Annotated in this window: 19 protein-coding genes and 3 tRNA genes (1 of these 22 only partly in view); 13 read left to right on the top strand and 9 right to left on the bottom strand. The window is 43.8% G+C overall.

The window, feature by feature from the left end:
• From AC1ECB_RS12960 to AC1ECB_RS12950, 3 genes are all read left to right on the top strand, one after another.
• Positions 1 to 30: transfer RNA gene (locus tag AC1ECB_RS12960), tRNA-Thr, on the top strand; it begins 46 nt to the left of the window's first position.
• A 10-nt stretch (positions 31 to 40) separates the two neighbouring features.
• Positions 41 to 125: transfer RNA gene (locus tag AC1ECB_RS12955), tRNA-Tyr, on the top strand.
• Positions 126 to 138: 13 nt separating this feature from the next.
• Positions 139 to 212: transfer RNA gene (locus AC1ECB_RS12950), tRNA-Gly, on the top strand.
• Positions 213 to 361: 149 nt separating this feature from the next.
• Here the strand turns inward: AC1ECB_RS12950 and AC1ECB_RS12945 are convergent.
• From AC1ECB_RS12945 to AC1ECB_RS12920, 6 genes are read right to left on the bottom strand one after another with little or no spacing between them, the layout of a single operon-like run.
• Positions 362 to 2,281: a TonB-dependent receptor plug domain-containing protein gene (locus AC1ECB_RS12945; RefSeq protein WP_485669075.1), complete on the bottom strand. Its 1,920-nt coding sequence runs from the start codon at positions 2,279 to 2,281 to the stop codon at positions 362 to 364.
• Positions 2,282 to 2,302: 21 nt separating this feature from the next.
• Positions 2,303 to 3,904 carry an ABC transporter substrate-binding protein gene (locus AC1ECB_RS12940; RefSeq protein WP_485669074.1) on the bottom strand — a complete coding sequence of 534 codons (1,602 nt, stop codon included), beginning with the start codon at positions 3,902 to 3,904 and terminating at the stop codon, positions 2,303 to 2,305.
• A complete protein-coding gene (locus AC1ECB_RS12935) occupies positions 3,901 to 4,680 on the bottom strand; it encodes an ABC transporter ATP-binding protein (protein WP_485669073.1) in 780 nt (259 codons plus the stop codon). The genes AC1ECB_RS12940 and AC1ECB_RS12935 overlap by 4 nt, the downstream gene beginning before the upstream one ends.
• A complete protein-coding gene (locus AC1ECB_RS12930; protein WP_485669072.1) occupies positions 4,673 to 5,614 on the bottom strand; it encodes an ABC transporter ATP-binding protein in 942 nt (313 codons plus the stop codon). The genes AC1ECB_RS12935 and AC1ECB_RS12930 overlap by 8 nt, the downstream gene beginning before the upstream one ends.
• Positions 5,604 to 6,455 (bottom strand): ABC transporter permease, encoded by an 852-nt coding sequence (locus AC1ECB_RS12925; RefSeq protein WP_485669071.1) that lies wholly within the window; start codon positions 6,453 to 6,455, stop codon positions 5,604 to 5,606. The genes AC1ECB_RS12930 and AC1ECB_RS12925 overlap by 11 nt, the downstream gene beginning before the upstream one ends.
• A gap of 19 nt (positions 6,456 to 6,474) precedes the next feature.
• On the bottom strand, positions 6,475 to 7,449 hold the full coding sequence (locus tag AC1ECB_RS12920) for an ABC transporter permease (RefSeq protein ID WP_485669070.1): 975 nt from the start codon (positions 7,447 to 7,449) through the stop codon (positions 6,475 to 6,477).
• Positions 7,450 to 7,684: 235 nt separating this feature from the next.
• Here AC1ECB_RS12920 and AC1ECB_RS12915 point away from each other — a divergent pair, with 235 nt between their 5' ends.
• From AC1ECB_RS12915 to AC1ECB_RS12880, 8 genes are all read left to right on the top strand, one after another.
• Positions 7,685 to 8,497 (top strand): TrmB family transcriptional regulator, encoded by an 813-nt coding sequence (locus tag AC1ECB_RS12915; RefSeq protein WP_485669069.1) that lies wholly within the window; start codon positions 7,685 to 7,687, stop codon positions 8,495 to 8,497.
• Positions 8,498 to 8,637: 140 nt separating this feature from the next.
• Positions 8,638 to 9,783 carry an FmdE family protein gene (locus AC1ECB_RS12910; protein ID WP_485669068.1) on the top strand — a complete coding sequence of 382 codons (1,146 nt, stop codon included), beginning with the start codon at positions 8,638 to 8,640 and terminating at the stop codon, positions 9,781 to 9,783.
• Positions 9,784 to 9,799: 16 nt separating this feature from the next.
• A complete protein-coding gene (locus AC1ECB_RS12905) occupies positions 9,800 to 10,417 on the top strand; it encodes a flavin reductase family protein (RefSeq protein WP_485669067.1) in 618 nt (205 codons plus the stop codon).
• An 85-nt stretch (positions 10,418 to 10,502) separates the two neighbouring features.
• On the top strand, positions 10,503 to 12,608 hold the full coding sequence (locus tag AC1ECB_RS12900) for a TonB-dependent receptor (RefSeq protein ID WP_485669066.1): 2,106 nt from the start codon (positions 10,503 to 10,505) through the stop codon (positions 12,606 to 12,608).
• Between the two features lie 407 nt (positions 12,609 to 13,015).
• The gene (gene nikB, locus AC1ECB_RS12895) at positions 13,016 to 13,960 is read left to right on the top strand and encodes a nickel ABC transporter permease (RefSeq protein ID WP_485669065.1); all 945 of its coding nucleotides are present in this window, start codon (positions 13,016 to 13,018) and stop codon (positions 13,958 to 13,960) included.
• Positions 13,957 to 14,808 carry a nickel transporter permease gene (gene nikC, locus AC1ECB_RS12890; protein WP_485669064.1) on the top strand — a complete coding sequence of 284 codons (852 nt, stop codon included), beginning with the start codon at positions 13,957 to 13,959 and terminating at the stop codon, positions 14,806 to 14,808. The genes nikB and nikC overlap by 4 nt, the downstream gene beginning before the upstream one ends.
• 155 nt (positions 14,809 to 14,963) lie before the next feature.
• The gene (locus tag AC1ECB_RS12885) at positions 14,964 to 15,896 is read left to right on the top strand and encodes an ABC transporter ATP-binding protein (protein WP_485669063.1); all 933 of its coding nucleotides are present in this window, start codon (positions 14,964 to 14,966) and stop codon (positions 15,894 to 15,896) included.
• The gene (locus tag AC1ECB_RS12880) at positions 15,817 to 16,674 is read left to right on the top strand and encodes an ABC transporter ATP-binding protein (protein WP_485669330.1); all 858 of its coding nucleotides are present in this window, start codon (positions 15,817 to 15,819) and stop codon (positions 16,672 to 16,674) included. The genes AC1ECB_RS12885 and AC1ECB_RS12880 overlap by 80 nt, the downstream gene beginning before the upstream one ends.
• 120 nt (positions 16,675 to 16,794) lie before the next feature.
• Here the strand turns inward: AC1ECB_RS12880 and AC1ECB_RS12875 are convergent, their stop codons facing one another.
• From AC1ECB_RS12875 to AC1ECB_RS12865, 3 genes are all read right to left on the bottom strand, one after another.
• Positions 16,795 to 17,535 carry an ATP-binding protein gene (locus tag AC1ECB_RS12875; protein ID WP_485666229.1) on the bottom strand — a complete coding sequence of 247 codons (741 nt, stop codon included), beginning with the start codon at positions 17,533 to 17,535 and terminating at the stop codon, positions 16,795 to 16,797.
• Entirely contained in the window at positions 17,522 to 19,099 is a 1,578-nt protein-coding gene (gene istA, locus AC1ECB_RS12870; protein ID WP_485666406.1) for an IS21 family transposase, read from the bottom strand. The genes AC1ECB_RS12875 and istA overlap by 14 nt, the downstream gene beginning before the upstream one ends.
• A 185-nt stretch (positions 19,100 to 19,284) precedes the next feature.
• Positions 19,285 to 20,373, bottom strand: coding sequence for a helix-turn-helix transcriptional regulator (locus tag AC1ECB_RS12865; RefSeq protein ID WP_485669062.1), 1,089 nt, complete (start codon positions 20,371 to 20,373; stop codon positions 19,285 to 19,287).
• A 729-nt stretch (positions 20,374 to 21,102) separates the two neighbouring features.
• On the opposite strand from AC1ECB_RS12865, the gene AC1ECB_RS12860 reads away from it, so the two are divergent.
• On the top strand, positions 21,103 to 21,726 hold the full coding sequence (locus AC1ECB_RS12860) for a 4'-phosphopantetheinyl transferase superfamily protein (protein ID WP_485669061.1): 624 nt from the start codon (positions 21,103 to 21,105) through the stop codon (positions 21,724 to 21,726).
• A 61-nt stretch (positions 21,727 to 21,787) separates the two neighbouring features.
• Positions 21,788 to 22,396, top strand: a complete 609-nt coding sequence (epsC, locus tag AC1ECB_RS12855; protein ID WP_485669060.1) for a serine O-acetyltransferase EpsC — start codon at positions 21,788 to 21,790, stop codon at positions 22,394 to 22,396.
• The last annotated feature ends 46 nt before the right edge of the window (positions 22,397 to 22,442 follow it).

Genomic DNA, 22,442 nt, shown 5'->3' with positions numbered 1-22,442 from the left:
TTGGGGGTTCAATTCCTCTCGCCAGCTCCAGCTTAATTCTGGAGGGATTCCCGAGTGGCTAAAGGGAGCAGACTGTAAATCTGCCGTCTTTGACTTCGGTGGTTCGAATCCACCTCCCTCCACCATTTATAGTATAATGCGGGTGTAGCTCAATGGTAGAGCACTAGCCTTCCAAGCTAGCTACGAGGGTTCGATTCCCTTCACCCGCTCCATAGAAAATACAAGGCCTAACAGGGTTTCCTGTTAGGCCTGTTTTTTGGCAATACACTTCGAAAAGCCTTTTCCTCAAGAAGAAACTTCTCAATGAAGTTGACAATATAATATTAGCAATTATAAGGTAAGAAGAGGAATGATGAAGGGCTTAGAATTTTTGCGTTAGTTCAAGCGAGACAACACGTCCAGGAGCATAAATATCAAAAGTATCAACACGTTGATAATATTTTCTGTCAAAAATATTATCAACAGATAATGCTAAGCTGGTGTTTTCCGACATAGTATAGTTGAATTTGGCATCAGCAACAAAATGACTCATGAACCCATAAGTATTTTTTTCATCTTCATAAGCGGTGCCAATATAGCGTCCGAGTAAATTTGTCGTCCATTTATCTTTGGCATAGGTACAGCCAAAAGTTAGTGTATCCTTAGGGACTGTTGGAATGCGGTTGCCGGTATAACCATTAGGGTTATTGGTAAATTTGGCATCATTATAAGAGTAATTGATAAAGCCAGTTAATTCTGGAGTAAACTTGTGATTGACTTCCACTTCAAAGCCTTTTATTTCGGCATCTCCCTGCTGCCAGCGACTAATACCCTGATAAATTAAATTTACATCATTTCTATATAATGCAAGTTTAGTAGTAGTTTTGGGGCTGGCTGACCAATAAGCACCCATTTCATAGGAGGTCATTTCTTCGGGCTCTAAGTCTGCGTTGGCCTGCAGATTATTATAATCAAATACAACTTTATTGATTGTCGGGCTATTAAAGGCTTTACCAGCAGAAGCATACAGGGTTACTTTGTCATCGGCCTTGTAATGGAAGGAAGCTTTGGGCGATACATTGCTGATGTTTCTGTCGGCAAGAGTTTTACCGCTTTTTATTGTGTCGCTGGTTTTCCATTCATCATAACGCGCGCCCAAATAGAGGGTGCTTTTGGGATTCATAGTAATTTCGTCCTGCAGATAGACGGCATTGGTTTTGGTGGTAGCTGTTGCTGTTAGTTTGCCGGCTTTGCTATACTGGGAACCCTCGTCTTCTCTGGTGGCGACGCCAAAGGTAAGCAGGTTTTTCTTATCGACAGCCCAGTTTAAGCTAATGTCCGCTTCTTTGGTTTTGACAGGATTGGGAGAGGGACCATTGCCACCGGCAATTTGCCAGTATTTCTTATAGTTTTGTTCGCCCAGATGCACTTTGAGCTCTGTGGTATCATTCAGCTTTTTCTCATAATTAATGCCGGTGAGTTCCAATTTGCGCTGGCCTTTATCCTTGCCGCCGTTATAATAGCCATAGGTATAATTGCTTTCTGTCCGCAATAGTGACAGGCATTCGCCTTCGCTGAAATCATACATTAATTTAATACCGGTATTTTCATTTTTGGTGGAAAAGTCGCCGTAACGGTTTCCTCCCGGCACTTGTTCAGGCTGATTCACATAACCATCAATCTCGCGTTTGTCATAACTTAGTACATACTGAAATTTTTTATTATCGCTTTGGCCGCTGGTATAAAAAGCGCTAGTAGTTGTACCATTTCCGCCAACCCCGCCGGTGACAATTGTCTGTGGTTTTGCGTCTGTTTTCGTAATAATATTAATAACACCCCCCATGGCGTTTGTGCCGTACAGAGAGGAAAACGAGCCTTTGATAACTTCGACACGCTCAATCATTGCTAGCGGAATATTGCCCCAGTTTGCACCGCCGGAATAGCCGTTATTTAAAGGAATGCCATCCATGAGTACCAGTACCTGGCTTTGTGTCATGCCGCGCAGCGAAATTTTTGTGCCCATCATTCCTTGCGATTCTTTCACATATATGCCTGGTACATAGTGTAATGCCTGGTCAAGGGTTTTAATATTGGCTTTGGCTAAATCGTCGGCAGTAATGACTGATACGCTGGCGGGAACCTCCTTAATGTTTTTGGCGGTTTTGGTTGCGGTGACAACAATGGTGTCTAAATCAAACTGTTGACTGTTGTCTTCCGGTGTTGCGGCATAGATTGGTGAAGCTGTCAGCAATACACCTGCCAGAGCTGACATAAGGGCTAACTTGTGACGTTTTTTTTTCATAATGTATGTTATCTCCTCTCATTATGGTACGATTCTTTGGAGGTGGTACCATGTTTCTTCATTTAGAATGCCGTACATGGGGCTTACCTTCCAGCCAGTCAGGGTAGCATTATACGGTTGGATGAAACTATCCCAATAAAGGGGGATAGTCGGAAGGTTTTCCGCATAATATTGCTGCAGGGCAGTACTTTGTTTTTTGTACACCTCAGGATCAAGGGTGCTATTCATATTGTCTACCAGATCTTTAAACTGGGCATCGTTTACCATGGACCAGCCAATATTGCGGCTATCGATATAGCCTGTACCCATTCCGGCCCACATCATCATGCCCCAGGGAGTGGTGCGGGATAGCAAGCTGGTATGGGATTTATCTTTGTCGCAGATAGTACGGTATAGTGTGGCATCTACAGTTTTCAGGGTGAGTTTAACGCCAATGTTGGCAAAATATTTTTGTAGAAGTTCAGATAGCCGGATGTTTTCCGGAATATCGTTTCTGATAAGCAATTCAAAGGTAAGCGGTTGGCCGGCCTTTTCCTGGATATTACTGTCGGTAAGACGGTAGCCTGCCTGATCCAGCAAGAGCCGGGCTTTATCAGGATTAAATTCCAGCGGGCGGGTTTCGATAAATCCCGGTGTACCACGGGGGACAAAACCGGCAGTGGGCGTGATGCCGTTATTGGCCGCAAACAAACGGACAAGCTCGTTATAGTCAATGGCATAGGACAATGCGGTACGAACCAGCGGATCATTGATGCCGGGCTTAGTGACGTTGAATAGCAGGGCTTTACCGACACCCAGATTAGGAATGTTCATGAGCTTTATCCGGGTGTTCTTAGCCAGATTGGCAGCATAGATGGGATCGGTTCCTGCTGAATAGGTATAGGGTAAATCCACCTCGCCATTTTGTAAGGCCATATAAAGGGCATCTGAATTTTTAAACAGCCGCACTTTTATTTCTGGAATGGGCGGTGTGCCGCGATAGTAGCTAGTGTTAGCCTTGAAAGTGACAATACCGGTATTGGTGTCTAACTTTTCAAACTTATACGGCCCACAGCCAATCGCTGCTTTGGGATCATTGTAAGCAACAGGATTATCCACCGAAGCGAAGATATGTTGCGGTAGGGTTCTAAGTACCAGCAAATTGACAAGAAAACGGGGATTGGGCTGGGACAGCGTGATAATGACTGTCTTTTCATCAGGAGTTGTGATTGATTTTACCAGGGAAAAGTGATTCCTATATTCGACACTGTGTTTGATGTTGTATTCAATGGTGAATTTTACATCAGCAGCTGTGACCTTGGCACCGTCATGCCAAGTAACATCATCCTGCAGTAGGAAGGTCCAGGTTTGGCCGTCTGCGGTGCTCCAGGACTTGGCCAAATCACCGGTAAAATTACCGTTTTCATCTAGCTTGACAAGTCCTTTGTGGGTGAAGATGGCTTGCAGTATCCCAAAGTAGTAGTCTTCAATATTGATGCCTTCCACCTTCATGGTTGTGCCGATTGTTAAGGCTGGTATCGCCTGAGAACTGTCGCTAAATGCCTGTTTATTAGTGCTGCAGCCTGTAAGAAAGTAAGTAAAAATCAGGATAAGTAATAGTCCGAGAGTAGTAAAACGACTCATTGTATTCCTCCATTGCTTTGGTTTAGCAAGGCATGGCGCAAGGAAAATATGGTGTCAGACTGGGTAAGAATCTCTGAAGGAACACCAGAAGTAGCAATTTTACCGTTCACCATGCTTACCATGTAGTCAGCGCAGGCTTTGATAACATCAGGGTCATGAGAAATTAAGATCAGGCTGAGACCTGTTTGCTGCTGAATGTCTTTGAGCAGGGTGAGGATTTGGGCTTGTACGGATATATCCAGCATGGCAGTCGGCTCATCGGCGATGAGCACCTCAGGTTCAAGTCCTAACGCTCTGGCGATAACGATGCGCTGCGCCTGCCCGCCGGAAATTTGCCAGGGGTATTTTGCCAGCACATCTGGCGACAGCTGTGTAATATGTAAAAGACGGTCCAGTTTGCTCAAGGCTTGGCTGCGGGATTGGATTAATTTGTGGACATAGAGTGGCTCAAGTAACGCACTGGCAATTGTCTGCCGGGGATCAAGGGCCAGGCTGGGGTGTTGGAAAACCAGCTGTAGTTTGCGACGAAAGGGTCTTAGTTTGGCAGCTGACAGGCCAGTTAGAACAGTTCCCTGGTACACAATCTGACCAGCCGTAGGCCGGATGAGGCCGGCAATTAGTCTAGCCACTATTGACTTACCGCTGCCGCTTGTTCCCATAATCCCCAGGGTTTTTCCCGGCTGCACCTGGAAGGAGACAGCTTGTACGGCATAAGTAGTTTTCTTTTTTAGTAAGCCTTGGGTAAAATGTTTGCTTAGCTGGATAACCTCAAGCATGCCAGCACCTCACAGCAGAGGTTACTCCGCATTTTTTAAGGGCGGGGTGTTTGGCTAGGCAAAGCAGACTTTGAGAGGCGTTTAACTTGCCATGAAGAACGCAGCGGTTAGCAAAACGGCAGCCAGCAGCCAGGTTGGTCATATTGGCTGGGAAACCGGGAATGGGAATAAGACCTTGTGATGGGTGGGCGGCTAATAACTGGCAGGTATAGGGATGCAAAGGTTTAGTTAATACATCTTCGGCCTGGCCTGTTTCCACGATCTCACCGGCATACATGACGATGAGATGCTGGCAAGTGGCTGCCACCTCAATGTCGTGGGTAATGATGAGCAGCGCACTGTTCTCAAATACTTGGTGCAGGAGCAGGACATTTTGATTGCGGGTGTCAAGGTCAAGGCCTTTTGTGGGTTCGTCAGCAATAACCAGCTTGGGTGTGCCAGCCATGGCGGCAGCCAGCAGCACTCGTTGCGCCATACCGCCAGATAACTGATGAGGATAGGAATGGTAGACTGTTTCAGGTTGGTCAAGTCCGGCAGCATGAAACAGTTCAAGAGTAGTATTGTAAATAATGCGTTTCCCTAAAGTAGAACTGACTCTTACCAGGGCTTCGCCCACCTGGAAGCCGGCTGTTAGTACCGGATTGAGACTGCCTAACGGATTTTGTGGAATGAGAGATAACTCTTTACCACGAATAGATTTTAATAGTTGTTCAGATAGCGGTGTGTTCTCCCAAGTGAGAATTCCACGTGATTGGGCATTATTTGGTAAGATACCGGCGATAGCCGTCGCCAATACTGACTTCCCACAGCCTGTTTCACCGATAATGGCTGTTTTCGTTTTTCCTTCAAGAGCAAGACTGACTTCATTTACCGCTTGCAGGACTGATGTGCCAACCGTAAAAGAGATGCGCATATGGTCAATACTAAGCAACATGGGCTGAATCCTCCGTTAATGTCTGCAACTTGTTGTCTCTGGATAGTTGCTCCAGATAAAAGCCCAGTAGTGTAAAGCCCAGTGTGGCAGCTGCAATACACAGGCCGGGCGGCAGATACCAGTGCCAAAGGTCATTGACAAAGCCGCCGCGATGAAAGGCATAATAAAGGATAGTACCCCAGCTTATCGTCAAAGGGTCGCCAAGCCCGAGAAAACTAAGTGCCGCCTCACTCAGCATAGCGTATGCCACAGCGAGAATGAACTTGGCGGCAATGACCTCAACCACGTTGGGTACAATATGCTTTAGGATTATTTGATATTCCGGAATGCCCAGCCCCTGCAAGGCTTCCACAAACGGCAGCTCTCTAAGCTGCAGCACCCGGGACTTAACTACTCGGGCTGTTGAACACCAGCCTAACAGGCCAATAATTGCGATGATATTGCCGAGGCTTGGCCCCAGATAAGCAGCTAAGGCAATCATGAGCGGCAGCATCGGAATAAGCAGGACAATATCAATGATACTGTTTAGCAAGTAAGCCAGACAACCCCGGCAGTAACCTGCCAGAATACCGATAGCTGCGCCTAAGCCGGCAGAAGCTATTGCAGCTGTGAGCCCAACAAGCAGGGAGACACGGCTGGCAAGGATTAGTTGAGTTAAAATATCATGACCGATATCATCACAGCCCAAAATATGGGCCGCTGAGGGTAGCGCAAAAGGCGTAAACCGCTCAGACTGTGAATAAGGTGCCAAGATGGGGGCCAGTAGCGCGACCAGTATCAGTGTCAATAACAGAAACAAGCCACAGTACGCCGGAGTCGACAAGTGGCGGTATGATGACATAGAAAAATCCTCCGTGATGTTAGTGTGAACGGGAAATGCGCGGGTCAGCAATACCGTAAGCTAAGTCAGCCAAGGTATTGGACAAAATCACGAATATAGTTAGGATCAGGAAACAGCCTTGCAGCAGTGGATAATCACGATAAATGGCAGCCTCGTAAATAACTGTGCCCATACCGCTGATGGAAAAAACAATCTCAACTACTAAGGCCCCTGATACTATAAAACCGATGTTCAAGGCAATGAGACTCAGCAATGGCAGACAAGCGTTGCGCAGTAGATGTACAGCAAGTATGCGGCAGGTGGATAGTCCTTTGGCTGTGGCGTAAGTAATATAGTCTTCATGCCGCTCTTTGGCGATACTATTGCGCATGATCAGCAGCTTGGAGGCGGTAGCGGACACTGTTAAGGCCAGTACCGGCAGTACTAAATGCCAGGCCGTATCCAGTAGGCAGGTGAAGGCTGAAATGCTGCTGCCTGAAGCCAGACCGCCAAGCGGAAAGAGCCGTAGTTCAAAGGCGAACACCTTGAGCAGCAGCATGGCAATGAGAAATTGTGGTAGTGAATACATGAAAAGCGAACTGCAGGTTATGGCACTATCAACTTTGGAGCCGGCTTTCCAACCGGCGATTGTACCGAAAATAATTGCCAATAACGACGAAAGCACTACCACGGGAATGAGCAAGGCCAGTGTCCACCCTAAGTGCTGTTTAATTGTTTGTGTGACAGGCTGGCGGTAATGATAAGAGTAGCCAAGTTCCCCCTGGGCTAACGCTTGCCAGTATGCCAAATATTGCTCAGAGAGAGGTTTGTCCAGACCATATTTGCTTCTTAGTTCAGCCAAATCGGACCCGGTTATAACCGCCGCATCCTGCCCCAGCAGCGTGACAACTGAATCGCCAGGCATTAGCCGGGGCAGAGCAAAATTGATAGTTAGAATAATAAATAACGTAATCAGCAGCCGGACAACTTTACCCCAAAATAAGTTACTATGCATGTTACACCACCATCAGAAATAAAAAAGGTATGAAACCAGCGGGAATCCCCCAGGTTTCATACCTTACTTTTAGAATCTTCATGATTCTTATATTCATATTAATGATACACTTTTTTGTAAAACTGTGTCAATGTTATAAGTGAAAAATATCAGAAACTCTTATCTTGCATAAATGAAAAAAGTAATATATTATATAAATATGGACTTACTACTTTGGTAGTAATGGATAGTGAGGGTGGTTACAATAAAAAAACAAAGTCCTTTTTCTGACGATGAAGTAATACATTGTTTTAATGAACTAGGATTGCCAAAATATGAGGGCAAAATTTATCTGGCAGTACTGCGCAATAACCTTAGTTATGGCAATGAGATCCAGAAAATATCGGGTGTTCCTGGCCCTAAAGTATATGAAACACTAAGCGCATTAATTGATAAAGGACTGATATATCCTTCCGGGGATAATCCTGTTCGGTATCAACCATTACCGCTGGAAGATTTCGTAAGTAATAATGTGAAAAAGTATAAAAAAATCAGTAATTATCTACTTGAACATAAAGACTCCATAAGTCAAAATAAATATCCTAATTGGCTTTGGCAGATTCAAGGTTATGAAAACCTTATGGACAAGGCCGGAGAATTAATAGATAAAGCGGAAAAAAGTATTATGATTAGTTTCTGGTACGATGATGGTGTTCATGTCCAGAAACAATTGGAAGCTGCAATCAAACGTGACGTAAAAATAATAAGTAATCAAATGAGTGAAAGAATAATATCGGTAGGACAAGTATTTACGCATGACCCGTCACAAATAGTGGAAAATCTGCACTCTTCCGAGTTTATCATGGTAGTTGACGATTTATATGGAATGTTTGCTTTTAAGAATCAGGACCAAAAAATTGAGGGTTATAATACTTCTAACCAAGGCATTATTAGAATACTAGATACTTATATACGACATGATATATACATTAATAGATTGATTTCAGATTTTAAAGAACCGGTATTAAGAAAATACGGCAGAGATTTAGAAGGACTGTTAAATTTATAAGATATTTGAAAATCGGCAAATCCGGATTTGTTGCTGAAGCAACAAAAGGTCATTATTCTTTTGGTTTATTGTTGAAACAATAAGCCAAAAGAAAGTGACCTTTTTTCTTTAGAATTAGGCAAGGAAAGGAGGTGAAGAAAATGATAATTAGAGCTATTTTGGTGACCATTTTTAGTATATCATTGCTAGTTGGTGTACCGCTGGTTACTATGGCCAGCCAGGTAAAGACAGAAAGTGACATGGCCCAAAAGCTAGCTATATTGGTGGATAAATCTGAGTTTAACTCGTTTCATGCTGTTGCTTTGCAGGCTGGTTATCAGGCATTGAACCAGCTTGGGCATCCTGATGCAAAAAATTTACTTGTAGTTACCAATGCCGGTTATGCGAAGGTTGATGACCAAATTTCGGCTCCCTGTCTGGATGCGCTTACGGCAGTTACCGGTTGCACTGTAGGAAAAGGCAATTTGTTGACTGTTCATTCTGCTAGCTTTACACCTCTCTATTTTTTTGTTTATGACAGTCTGAGTGGCCGGGCCGCCTACCTGGAAGTTGATAAAAATACTAAGATTGGCGGCACAAGTTTTACCCAGATGTTTGCTAAGAAAAATTTGTTTGCTCATCAAGCTGTGGAAACTGTTATGGCTTCAAAGCTTATCGCCAACCCGGAAATATGGGACGAGAAGCTAAAAAACAGAATTTTTAATGGCAGAGAGTTTTCCCTGGTTTCAATCGCTAATCTGTGGGCAGATAAAGCCCCGTCTGATTTGATGCAGGCAGCACTTTTCCATGACCACTTTTGTCCTGGGGTAACAGCCGGGTATTATCTTGCTAAGTTCTTACTGAATAAATATCCATTGGCAGATAACCAGTCGTATCATATTATTGCCAGTCCTGCCTGGTGCAAAGACGATGCTTTTCAGGTTATGCTGAATTGTACCGTTGGCAAGCATAGTATGGAAGTATATCCGCTGTCTGACAGCGATAAACAGTGTCTCGTACCTGAGGCAAAGGATGCTACCGGCCTATACTTTGTGTACAACAAAAAGACAAAAACCGGCAAAGGTGTGGTCTTAGGTTTTGACTGGGATAAGTTGTGCAAGGAAAGCGGCATTAATGCATGGCGGGATTATATGCAGTGTGACTTGTGGATGAATCGTCATCTAAGTGATTACGCCCGGTATGTGACAGTAATTAAAGAATTCGATTTGGATCAGGGGAGTGCGCCTGGCGATTACATTGGGGCATCGATAAATCCGTGGAAGAAGTTGGATTTGTGGCAAAATTAATAAGAGGAGAGAAAAAATGACGAGTAGCAACGTTAGGTGCATGTCACCACATAAACGGGAGCAGGTTTTCCCTTTGCCGGTTGTTTTGATTTCCACCCGGGGGAAAGACGGTGTGCTTAACTTGGCACCCTGGTCCAATATCACGCCAATTCTGCGTCCGCTGGATGAAATTATTCTGGCCTCCTGGATTAAGCGGGATACACTTACCAATATCAGAGACACTGGTGAATTCGTTGTTAATATTCCACCAGCCAGCATGAGTGAGCAGGTTATGATTTGTTCACGGGATTATCCGCCAGAGGTAGATGAATTTGTTAAAGCCAACCTACAGCCGCACTTGTCGCAACAAGTTCAGGTTCCGGGTGTAGAGGGCTGCCTGGCCTGGCTGGAGTGCACTTTGGTAGAGGAGATTACCAGAAAAAATTATTCTTTGGTAATTGGGAAAGTAGTTAATTTGGCAGTTGACCAACAGAGTTTCAATGAAGCCGGTGAAATGGATTACGAGAAGGCTCAGCCCTTATCTACCATGCTGGGAGATAAGGGTATGTGGTTTACTCGCCCTGTTTTTGGCGGAAGGTATGCAGAATACCGTGAAATGTTTACAGATAAGGATATAGCAGCAACTGAAAAATAAGATATAAAATAAAGCCTACTGGACGAACTGGTATGACTTCATCCGGTAGGCTTTATAAAAAGATGCGAAAAAGTGGTGATGCAGAATGCATACAAAGAAAAAGGTTTTAATCTGTACGATGGTGTTGGGATTTGGAATTTGCGGAGTATTTTCCCTTGCACAGGCGGAAGAAATAGCTAACTTTGATTTGGAACAGATTATTGTTATCGCCGATGCTGAGAAGCAGGTGGAACAAAGCGAAGGCAGCATAGTCAGTACAAAAATCGTCAAACCCGGTAAAGCCACTAATGTTTCCGATTTATTGACCGATTTAGTAGGAGTGGACATAGTGAGGCGAGCCGTAGTCGGCGACAACCAAGATACAGTAAAACTAAGGGGCTTTGACGGTTCGCGATTTTTGGTTTTGATTGATGGCAGACCGGTAAACTCTGCTGGAGTTGTAGGTGGCTGTTATGTGGATTGGGGAACTTTCCCTTTGGACAATGTAGATAAGATAGAGGTAATTCGGGGACCGAAGTCTGCCGTTTATGGCAATACGCTGGGTGGAGTTATCAATATTATTACCAAAAAAGGCGGACTGGAACCATATACTAGTTTACAAACCATGTGGGGCAGCAAAAATCTGGAGAGATATCAATTCGAACATAGTGGCAAACAAGGTAATTTAAGCTACGTGATTACTGCCGGTAAAGATAAACGGGATGCTTATTTGCGTAATAATTATTTTGACAGTGAAAACTATTCTCTTAAGACTACCTATTCTTTTCCAACTAAAGAAGAATTGACTGTTGGTATTCAATCGACAAGAACTAAACGCGGGTATATTATGAATAACCGTCAGTCGCAAGATCCTGACAGTCCTTTGTATTATGAACCAATAGACCCGGCTTACCCGCTGGCCGATGGTGAAAGCATCCCGCTGGGGGGGCCGCCGGTTTGCAGCCCTAATTCCCGCGCCTACGCGGATAAAACAAAAACATATTATGATATCTCTTACCGTCAGCCTACCCGCGATGGTTTTTGGAAATTGCAATGGTTTAAGAACAACGAAGACCGTAAAGATTATAATTATTCCGCCGTAGAGGTCAATAAACTGATTTTTAACCGGAAGACTGGAACTGACCGGTCTCAGGGGTGGTCTTTACAACAGGTAAAAAACATAGGAACTCATAAATTGACATATGGCTGGGAACACCGGGATATTGGTTATGGTGACATCATCAATAATTATATTGACCCGGCCTTAGTGGCCTATGCCTATCCTAATGAATTTTCTTCGGAAAAGATGGATGTCGAAGGAGCGTATTTGCAGGATGAATATCGAGCAAATCCCAAGCTAACCTACTTGTTTGGCTTGCGCTACGATAAATATGAGGGCCGTTCAGACAGAGATCCTAACGTCAAAATGAGACCTATTGACGGCAGTGCCTTCAGTCCGAAGTTTGAGGCTAGTTATCAGTTCGATCCCAAAACAGTGGGCTATCTATCTGTAAACAGAGGCTACCGGGTGCCGACTTTGCCCGAATTTTATTGGTGGTCGGAGGGATATATGAAAAATTATCCTGATATCAAATTAAAAGCTGAAGACGGCAGATTTTACGAAATTGGTCTTAAGAAAAAAGTCAGCAATAAGACCAATTATCGAATTTCCGGCTATTATAGTGAAATTGGCGATTATATTTACAACAATTTTAAAAGTGCCGGCAGTACCAATCAATATATGATATATAATATTGACAAAGCTAAAATCTGGGGGTTTGAAGCGGCTGGGGAGCATAAACTGCGGGATAATTTAAGTGTTTTTGCTAATTATACCTATCAAAAGACTAAAAAACAGGGTGACCGCTATGATACTCTTCATTTAAGCGATGAATTGGATTATCATCCCCGCGATAAGGTAAATGTCGGTTTCCGCTATACAACGGCAAATAATACACAAATTGCAATGAGTGCCCGCTATGTGGGAGAACAACAGACTATTTACCGGTACACGAAAAATGGCAGTGTCGCCAACAAATTGGTATCATTACCTGAATATACAACAGTTAACGTTAGTGCCAGCCGGATGCTAAATAAAAATACGGAGGTTAGCCTGTTTATTGATAACATTTTTAATAAGGGATATAGTGAAACGTTCGGCTATCCGATGGAAGGAAGAACATATGGAATTTCCTGTAAGTATCAATTTTAATCAAGACCAGGTGCTTATGTAATAAGTAAATAATTTTCTTGAAAGCCGTGGTGGTCTAGGAGGGATTAATGGTATTTTTTTGTTAATATAGGAGTATTTTTTGTTCAGCAGGTAGTATTGACAGCATATGGATTGCAAAGTGTTTATCATATTACTATAATTAAAGAGAACCCGGCAATATTGTCGGATAAATAGATATTTTGAATTCTATTGGTCTGAAGACCAATAAAAGTATGTGTGATTTGAAGGTCACTAGTTTTCAGTTTCTGTTGAAGAAACAAAAGGAAACAGGTGACCTTTTTTAATTCTGAAGGGAAGGTGTTTTATTAACTGAATTTTCTATTATATTTTTGAAACGGTTGGTGATTTTCATTGCTTGATTATTTTATGCAGTGTGTAAAAGCAGTATGAGACGGTATATTTTCGCGCGGTTGGCCGGACTTATACCAACGGCTGTTTTTGTTACTTTTGCCTGTTTTGCTATTATGCAGTTAACGCCCGGCGACCCGGCGGTATTGCTTCTGCAGCAGCGGGGTATTGACCCTACGCAGGCAGCGGTGGCAGCTATCCGGGAGGAGCTTTATCTGGACAAACCCTTTGTGGAAAGATATTTTTTGTGGCTGTGGCAGGTCTGTCAGGGTGACCTGGGGGTCTCTTTCTATACCCGGCAGCCGGTAGCAACAGAGATTTTGCAACATATGCCGGCAACTCTGGAGTTAACGGCTGCGGCGATGTTTTTTTCTTTGGCGGTTGCCTTTGGCTTGGGCATTTTATCGGCTAAATATGAAAACAAATTACCGGATTATGTTAGCAGAATTTATGCCTTGTTGGCTGTCTCGGTACCTTCCTATTGGCTGGGATTGGTATTTATCTATTTTTTTGCGGTACAGCTTCAGGTATTGCCTGCTGTTGGCCGGGGAGATTTTCTGAATCTTATTATGCCGACGGTAACGCTGGGATTTTCAACGGCAGCTGTTCATGCCCGCCTGCTGCGCAACAGTCTGCTGGACGTACTGTCGCAGGACTTTATTGTTTATGCCAAAGCCAAAGGCTTAACAACATGGCAGACGCTGCTGTACCATGCTGTGCTGCCCAGCCTGGTGCCGGTAGTGACTTCATTGGGAACAACGTTTGGGTATATGCTGGGCGGTACGGTTATTATCGAAAGTATTTTTGCCTGGCCCGGACTTGGCAAAATGATTATGGATGCTATTTTCTACCGGGATTATCCCATCATTCAAGGGTATATCCTGGTGATGGCGGTGGCCTATACCTTTGTGAATATAGGCATTGATTTGCTTTGCGTGTACCTTGATCCCCGGATGCGTTTGGAAAGTGAGTTACGGACATGAACTGTCAGACAAACAAAGTGTTAGTAGTTATAGAAAATGCAGGAAGCTGGAAACAGCTTATGCTGTCACTTAATGTGGGGTTGTTGGCTTTATATCTGTTTGTTGTCCTATTTGCTCCTTACATTGCTCCGCACGACCCGCTGCATGCGGATATCAGCTTACGATTGCAGCCGCCTTCAAGTGAATATCTGTTAGGAACCGACCAGTTAGGACGCTGCCTGCTGTCGCGTCTGTTATGGGGAACAGGAAATACGCTTGCTGCGGCCGGCGCAGTTTTGGCCTGTACGGTTGCCACCGGTACTTTCATTGGGCTATTGGCCGGCTTTGCCGGCGGCTGGTATGACCGCATTGTCCAGCGGATACTGGATGGAGTTATGGCGTTCCCAGGCTTGATATTGGCATTGACGATAACGGGCTTGCTTGGCCCTGGTTTGAAAAATGCTGCAATCGCCTTAGCGTTGGTGCACTGGGTCGGTTATGCCCGTATCGTACGGAATATGACCTTTAGTCTGCGTGAACGTACCTATATTGCAGCGGCACATACGGCGGGAGCAAAGCAGGGGACTATTTTGCGGCGGCATATTTTGCCGGCGGTTATGCCAACGCTTGCGGTTTTAGCACTATTGGATTTTGGCCGGATCATCCTCAGCATAGCCGGACTGTCTTTTCTGGGTCTGGGCGCTCAACCGCCTGTACCGGAATGGGGGGCCATGCTTAGCGACGGCAAAGCTTATCTGCAGGCTGCCCCATGGTTAATGCTATGGCCGGGATTCGCCATAATGGGCGTTGTACTAAATCTGCAGGTATTTGGGGAAATGCTGCAGCAGCAAGTAAAGAAAGCCGGGTAATGCAACAGAAAGGGGTAAAGACGATGAACAAATGGATATGCTTTTTTTTAGTTGCGGGTAAGAAAGGAACAGTATCGCGGCTATGAAGAAAAATATCATCGGCTATGAGAATGCAGTAGGTGCATGGCAAGTATATCGGGGGTTGGAGAAAGCTTATGTTCAGTAGCAGTGTCTTGCTTAATATTAATGATCTGAGTGTCTGCTATCATACGGCTGCGAGATATGTAATTGCCGTAAATCGCGTAAATCTTACGGTTAGTGCCGGTGAGTTTGTGGGTGTAATCGGTGAAAGCGGCAGTGGTAAGAGCAGTTTTGCCAGGGCAATTTTGCGGTTGCTGCCGGCCAATGGCACGCAGACAAGCGGCAGTATTTGGTTTCAGGGTCAGAGGCTGGACGAGTTAGCTGATGCTGCTATGACAAATGTGTACGGAAAACATATCGGTTTTATGCCCCAGCAGCCTGTTGCGGCGCTAAACCCTGTCCGGTCTATCCTATCCCAGTTGGGGGAGGTCTTCCGGTTGCGTTTGGGAGTCGATTTCCGGCAGGCATGCAATATGAGTGCTGCAATTCTCCACAAAGTGGGACTTAAGGATACCGAACGTGTTTTATGCGCTTATCCGCATGAGTTAAGCGGCGGTATGTGTCAGCGGGTTTTGCTGGGGATGGCGGTTGCGCTGAAGCCGTCCTTGCTGGTAGCCGACGAGCCGACTACCGCGGTGGATGCCGGGATGCGTGTGGCATTACTGGATGAAATCAAACGTCAGCAAAAGGACAGAGGCATGGCAGTGCTGTTGATTGCGCATGACTTGCCGCTGGTGGGACGCTATGCAGATCGGCTGACTGTTATGTATGGGGGAAGTATTGTCGAAACCGGAGCAGTTCGTAACGTGCTTTCCCAGCCGCGGCATCCGTATACCCGGCTGCTATTAGGATTTGACAAACATGGTAGCTTTTTTGATGAAGAACGAAAAACTCAAACGGGCTGCGTATTTCAACCGCGTTGTAGATATGCTCAGCCAGGCTGCCGGTATGAAAAACCGGCTTGGCAGGGTGATGGGCGGTCCGGCTGGGCTTGTATCCGAAGATGAGGTGAAACTTTTGATTTGGCAAGCGGAAAATGTAAATAAATCATACAGCTCTCGGGCAGGAATGTTTAAAAGCCGGCGTCATGCGGTCTTATCCGATGTATCGTTGCAGGTAGGGGAAAAAGAGTTTGTTGGCTTGGTAGGAGAAAGCGGCTGCGGCAAATCGACATTAGCCCGTCTGGCGCTTAGGCTGGAACGAGCGGAAAGCGGCAACATGTATTTGGCAGGCCGCAGCTACGCGGATTATCAGGATAAACGGGAATTTTACCACAGCATACAAATCATGTTTCAACATGCCACAGCAGCATTGAATCCACGCTGGCAGATTGAGCAGATATTAGAAGAACCGCTCCGTTATCTGACAGATATGCCGCCGGCAAAACGGCAGGAACAAATCCGGGAAATCATGGCCGCTGTTTCACTGCCGGCCAACCTCCTTAACGCAAAACCGGAAACACTTAGCGGCGGCCAGGCTCAACGAATATGTCTGGCCAGGACAATCATTCTGAAGCCGAAATTTATTATTCTTGATGAACCCACGTCCAGCCTTGATGTGGTGATCCAGGAGCAAATTTTGGAACTGCTGCGAAAGTTGCACCAGGAGAGCGGGCTGGCTTTTTTGATGATATCACATGATTTAGATGCGATTAAGCAAGTTGCCGGGCGCATTGTTTTCATGCATGAAGGGCGGGTTGTTGAGAATGTGAAAACAAGCCGGCTAAACCAAGTTAAAAATCATGTAGCTAAAAGGCTTGTAAATGTTGGAATAGTAAACCAGTGATTATTCCGCACGATTCGTACCGCGAATCGCAATTATAGATACTGTCTGTCCATGCTAAGCGTACTGGTAGTCCGCTGGTCAGTACCGCTCCGAAGAGCGGTACCCAACACAGCTTTTTTGTTACTCGTTAACCTTTACCTTGCGCATATTCAGATCGCCGGAATAAATCCGAATGGAATTATTCACAATGCGGTCAATGATCGCATCCGCATGGATTCCACCACCAAGGCGTGTGTGCCAATCCTCAATTCGATACTGCGTACAGAATACGGTGCTTCTGTCAGTATAACGACGCTCAATCAGTTCGAACAGGAAATGTTCCTGCTGGCGTGACAGATCATCGATAAGCCATTCATCCAGAATCAGGAGTGTGTAACTCTCAAACTTCTTGAGGAGTTTTGATACGCCAGTGACAGTGGTAGCGGCTTCATCATGCAGCTGTAACAGATCCGGCATCCGGATGTATCTAGTTCTGTATCCCAACCTGCAGGCAGCTTTGCCAAATGCGCAGGCTAAATAGCTCTTGCCTGATCCCGTGAAACCGTCAATAATGATATTCGTATTGGAATTCAGGAACTGACAGCTAGCAACGCCAAGTACCTTGTCCCGGTCAAGATGACGGTCTGTGTAGTAGATATCATCGACATTGGCCTGTGGGAAGCGGAACTTTGCAAGTTTCGTCAGACGTTTCACTTTGTTTGTATATTTTTCCTGGTATATATAATCAACCAGGAGCTGCATGCGTTCCTCAAAAGTGAGGGTCTGGCAGCTCTGTTGACCGGATTGGAGCTCCAGTCCACGCATCATTTCGCTCAGATTGAGTTCTTCCAGTTTGCGGCGGGTTTCCTCATTTATCATCATCGTATCCTCCATAATAAGCGGCACCGCGGACATATCCGCGCACCTCACTATTCTTTTGACGGATTTCGCTTTCTTCTTTCTGGGCAAGATAGATTTTATCTTGATTGCCGGAAAGAACGGCTTTAAGATGATGGTAACGGGGCACCCGTATACTGGACAGGCCGATTTCACATGCGGTTTCCAGACGCTCTTCGGAATACGTCTTTGCCAGATGTAACACCGACAGGGCCGAATTATAGCCCTGCTCTTTTATAGTTACGCTACGGAAAATACGGTCAATGACTTCCGCCGTACTTTCTCCTATGGACGCAGCCCAGCGTTTGATGCGGTTTTCATCCATTTCAGGCTGATTGTATGCATCCGGCATATCCTCCTTGTGCGTGCTCCATCCGTTGCTCCGGTAATCGGGGAACTTTGGATGGGTGGCAATGCGCTCGTGATTGTAATAGATTTCGAGAAGCGTATCCGTGATCCGTACACTTACTTCCTTGCCGCGATAATGAAACGGGCAGGAATAATGATTTTTCCAGAACACGATATGGCAGTCAGGATAAACCTTTACCCCATGCTTCCACTCGCAGATCTCATAAGGAACTGCCGGCAGTTCATGCAGATAGGGTTTTTCCTCCACATACACGAGGTAGCGGCTGCCTTCCCGCTTCTGAAACGGCGCTTCATTCAATTCAGCCAATGCTTTGCTCACTGCAATCCTGAGTTCACCGAAGGAATGGAATTCTTCATTCCTGAGCTTTGCGATGACCGCAGTGGCAATTTTACCGACCGTCCCTTCTACAGAGGCTTTCTGCTTGGGTTTGCGGACGCCGGTAGGCATGATAGCGGTGCAGTAGTGATTGCCAAGTTCCTCATATGCGCTGTTAAGGAGGATGTCTCCTTCTTTTGGGTGTTTGATAACGCCCGTCTTGAGGTTATCGCATACAGTTCTCACAGGCACACCGCCAAAGAATTTATACATGTTGATATGGCATCTGAGCCAGGTATTCAGTTTCATATCAAGGCAGGGCTCAACATAAGAATACTGGCTGTAAGGAAGAGTCGCTACAAACAGGTAAACCTTTATGAGCTCACCAGTGTCCGGATCCATAAATTTCATGGTAGGTCCGCTCCAGTCCACTTCGCACCGGATTCCCGGCTTATGGATAAGATGATTGGTAAGCGCCTTCTCTGCAACGTATTGGCCGTAATCTTCGCAATACTTGGAGTATCCGACTGGTATTCTTCCGTTTGCTTCGCACTCGGCTTTGTATTCTTTCCAGAGAAGTTTTAAGGTAACACCTACCTTTTTGAGTTCGTCATGAACCTGATCATACGACGGTAATTCATAGAGCTGGCTTAGATCCGAGTATTTGTTGGGGAAGAACATCTGATAGACTTCATCTTCAGCCAATTCTTTAACATCGTCATAGCGGATCTGTTTCTCATCAGCGATGTGGCATACTTCGCTGACGGAGGATTTTGACATGTTTCGAGTGGCAGCAATGCTGTTCTGAGACATGTGTGCATCCCGCAGTTCCAAAATCAGTTTGACTTTGATTTTGTTTGCCATAGTGATGGTCTCCTTTATCTTAGATTTGAACCAAATGGTTCTTACTAGTAAGATAAAGGAAACCGGTATCATTGTCATGGACTGATGGTACGATTGCGGTAGATTAGGGAATCGAAGTGGTGGTATCATTGCCATGGAGTGCCGGTATCATTGTGCGGATTAGCGGTACGCCACGCACGGAATATTCAAACCAGGGAGGAAAGAAGTAATGAGCACAAAACTGTTTTTGGAGAAGGATATCCAGTTTCTTTGGCTGTTGAAGAAGTGCCAGTGTTACCAATAGCTATTTTAAATTCTTTACGGTATTGTTTCGGCGTAACCCCGTATTTTTTCTTAAAAATTGTGACAAAACTGCTGATATTATACCCAATTTGGGATGCCACATTGCCGATGCTGCAATCAGTATTTTTCAGCAATACTCTTGCTTTTTCCAGTCGTATATCTCGCAAATATCCATAAGGTGTGTTTGCAAACAGAACTTTAAATCCTAATTTGAGCTTATGGGTATTTAAACACAGATTTTTGGCAAGCAGTTTAATTGAAGGGGGATGAGACATTTGTTCAAAAAGTTCTTGCTTGGCTTGATAGAGTAATCTAATATCATCACTTGTTAAAATAAGGTTTGATAATTCTTGAGCAGATTGAATAAAATGCACATGTGTCATCCATTCGGATATGAGCTCAAGCGTAGTGGCTTGGAAAAATAACTTACGGGCAAGTTCATTAGTGTAATAGCACTTAATAGTTCTTTCCATAATGGCTTTAATGTCTGCGTGTGTTTCTATTGGACAGATATAAGTACGATAAAATGTACCTAAGCTGTTTATTTCAGGAATTAGATTTTTTTTGTCTTGTGAACAAAAAAAGTCTTCGGAAATAATAATGTTGATATAACTTATATTTACATTAGTGGGATATATTGACCGGCTTTTGCGGTCTTGTGCTAAATGAATATAATATTCTCCCTCTTTAATTTGGTATGACTTATTTTTGTAAGAATCGTATACTTCTATATAGCCAGATGTGATATAAGTTATTTCAAACATAAGTTTTTTTTCTATTTGAACGGCAAAAGAAAAATCTTTTTTTAGACATAGTGTTGCCCAGGAAACATCTAGGCCACTTTCATAACTGTAGCGTGTGATTTGACCGGTACCATATTCTTCTGGAATTTCAAATCCATAAGGATTATGGGAATTTTGCCTTAAAAAACCGATTTTTTTCATTTTTGCATAGTAATCATTTGGACAAGAAATATGTGGCATATTGTTCATTTCCATACCTCACGTTTGAATCAAGTACATGGGACCTTAATAGCAGTATGATACAAAAGATATTTTTTACAAACAAAAACAAAAGTATGAAACGAAGGAAAGACATTCTTTCCAAACTGTTTCATACCAGTATTTTCATTATATTTAGTTTTTGAAAAAGAAATAATATTCAATAAATCTTCATGATTTATTATATTATCTATTTATTATAATGTTATTAATAAATTTTGTCCAGTATTATACAATAATAGAAAAAAATGATGAAACACATTTAGGTAAAAACAATTAATATTTTGACATTTTTTTTTGCTAAAGGAATTTTTTTTGTTTAGCAGGTAGTATTGAAAGCATACGGATTGCATAGTGTTTAGTATGCAACTATAATCAAAAAGAAATCGAAATCTTGTCGGATAAACATATATCGTATTATGGATATTGTGAATTGGATTGGTCTGAAGATCAATTAAAGTACATACATTGCCCGATATAAGGAACTTAGCCGGACTTGTGTGACTTGAAGGTCACTAGTTTTCAGTTTGTTGTTGAAGCGACAAATTGGAAACTGGTGACTCTTTTTGTTAGCTGAGATTTTTATTACTGGAAGGAGGTGTAAAAATAGTTACCTATATTGATGATCTAACCCTAATTAGACCGGAAAATACGTTTAAAGCCACTTTATGCTATTGTTATCTTGCGTGTACCACTAATTATGATGAGCCAATTCAACATTTGCATCATCAAGAATGTAGGGAATACAAGACGTTAAAAGTTACCAAGCGGATTAGAAGCTTTCTTGTGGGGCGCCTTGCTGCTAAGCAAGCGGTTGCCGCTTTAACCGGTGAACAAGAGTTAAATGGTATTCTTGTGCAATCTGGAGTTTTTTCTCAACCGGTTGTTATATGCGAAAAACAGAATACGCAAGTAAGTATTACTCACTGTGAGGATTATGGAATGGCAATTGCTTTTCCGGAAGTACATCCCATGGGAATTGACCTGGAAAAGATTGACCCCTTAAAAAGAGCTGTTTTGGCTGGACAAATCACCGCATTTGAAAACACATTAATTGTTCCGGCAGTAATTCAATATGATGTCGGGTTAGCTCTTTTGTGGACAGCCAAAGAAGCACTGTCAAAGGTGCTGAAAACCGGCTTGATGACTCCATTTGAACTTTTTGAGGTAGCAAAGATCAACTTTTGTGAAAATTTTATCACATGTTACTACAAGAATTTTTCTCAATATAAAGCTATTTCATTTAGTATTGGCAAGTATATGTGCTCAATTGTTTATCCTTTTAAAACAGATCTACGTATAGATATTCAGTCATTTAAAAATCACCATAAAAAATATAGTTGAGGCAACAAAAGGATGTTCCTGTAAAAAAATTGTGTTAGAAAGGAGTTGACAAATAACACCAATGATAGCACTGATCAAAGATATTCAGGCTATTTACAGACAAGATCCTGCCTGCAGAAATATTGAGATTCTTCTCTATCCTTCCCTGCATGTTATCACAGTACACCGCTATGTTATTCATCCGCTTTATCATTTAGGGGTGCCATTTCTTCCCCGGTTATTTTCTCAATTAATGCGGTTTCTTACCGGCATTGAGATTCATCCGGGAGCCAAAATCGGACCAGGATTTTTTTGCGATCACGGCTGTGGAGTGGTAATTGGCGAGACGGCAGTGATTGGCCGGAACTGTACTATGTATCATGCTGTTACACTGGGGGGCACCGGAAAACAACAAAAAAAACGGCATCCCACTATTGGCGACGATGTATTTATCGGGCATGGTGCAACAATCATTGGACCTGTGACTGTCGGCAGCAATAGTAAAATTGGCGCTCAAACTGTGATTGTTAACCGGGACATTCCGGAAAACTGCACAGTAGTCGGCTCACCGGCAAGAATTATTAAACTTGATGGTCGGAAAGTAAATTTATTGTTACCTGTATCTCATTATAGGCAATTAGATAAAGAACGGGAGGATAATATAAAATTTCATGAAGAAGTCTTGGGATAAAAAATGGGTGATTACCATAACTAAATTAGCGCACAGTGGGAGGGAA

This window comes from Sporomusa sp. 246TCP1 (assembly GCF_057319775.1).
Note: the sequence above shows the minus strand (reverse complement) of the source record. Positions and strands in the feature narration are given on the sequence as shown.

Coding starts and splice junctions, on each gene's coding strand:
- AC1ECB_RS12945 (WP_485669075.1), bottom strand. CDS start 2,281: ATGAAAAAAAAACGTCACAAGTTAGCCCTTATGTCAGCTCTGGCAGGT.
- AC1ECB_RS12940 (WP_485669074.1), bottom strand. CDS start 3,904: ATGAGTCGTTTTACTACTCTCGGACTATTACTTATCCTGATTTTTACT.
- AC1ECB_RS12935 (WP_485669073.1), bottom strand. CDS start 4,680: ATGCTTGAGGTTATCCAGCTAAGCAAACATTTTACCCAAGGCTTACTA.
- AC1ECB_RS12930 (WP_485669072.1), bottom strand. CDS start 5,614: ATGTTGCTTAGTATTGACCATATGCGCATCTCTTTTACGGTTGGCACA.
- AC1ECB_RS12925 (WP_485669071.1), bottom strand. CDS start 6,455: ATGTCATCATACCGCCACTTGTCGACTCCGGCGTACTGTGGCTTGTTT.
- AC1ECB_RS12920 (WP_485669070.1), bottom strand. CDS start 7,449: ATGCATAGTAACTTATTTTGGGGTAAAGTTGTCCGGCTGCTGATTACG.
- AC1ECB_RS12910 (WP_485669068.1), top strand. CDS start 8,638: ATGATAATTAGAGCTATTTTGGTGACCATTTTTAGTATATCATTGCTA.
- AC1ECB_RS12905 (WP_485669067.1), top strand. CDS start 9,800: ATGACGAGTAGCAACGTTAGGTGCATGTCACCACATAAACGGGAGCAG.
- AC1ECB_RS12900 (WP_485669066.1), top strand. CDS start 10,503: ATGCATACAAAGAAAAAGGTTTTAATCTGTACGATGGTGTTGGGATTT.
- nikB (WP_485669065.1), top strand. CDS start 13,016: ATGAGACGGTATATTTTCGCGCGGTTGGCCGGACTTATACCAACGGCT.
- nikC (WP_485669064.1), top strand. CDS start 13,957: ATGAACTGTCAGACAAACAAAGTGTTAGTAGTTATAGAAAATGCAGGA.
- AC1ECB_RS12885 (WP_485669063.1), top strand. CDS start 14,964: ATGTTCAGTAGCAGTGTCTTGCTTAATATTAATGATCTGAGTGTCTGC.
- AC1ECB_RS12880 (WP_485669330.1), top strand. CDS start 15,817: ATGCTCAGCCAGGCTGCCGGTATGAAAAACCGGCTTGGCAGGGTGATG.
- AC1ECB_RS12875 (WP_485666229.1), bottom strand. CDS start 17,535: ATGATGATAAATGAGGAAACCCGCCGCAAACTGGAAGAACTCAATCTG.
- istA (WP_485666406.1), bottom strand. CDS start 19,099: ATGGCAAACAAAATCAAAGTCAAACTGATTTTGGAACTGCGGGATGCA.
- AC1ECB_RS12865 (WP_485669062.1), bottom strand. CDS start 20,373: ATGAACAATATGCCACATATTTCTTGTCCAAATGATTACTATGCAAAA.
- epsC (WP_485669060.1), top strand. CDS start 21,788: ATGATAGCACTGATCAAAGATATTCAGGCTATTTACAGACAAGATCCT.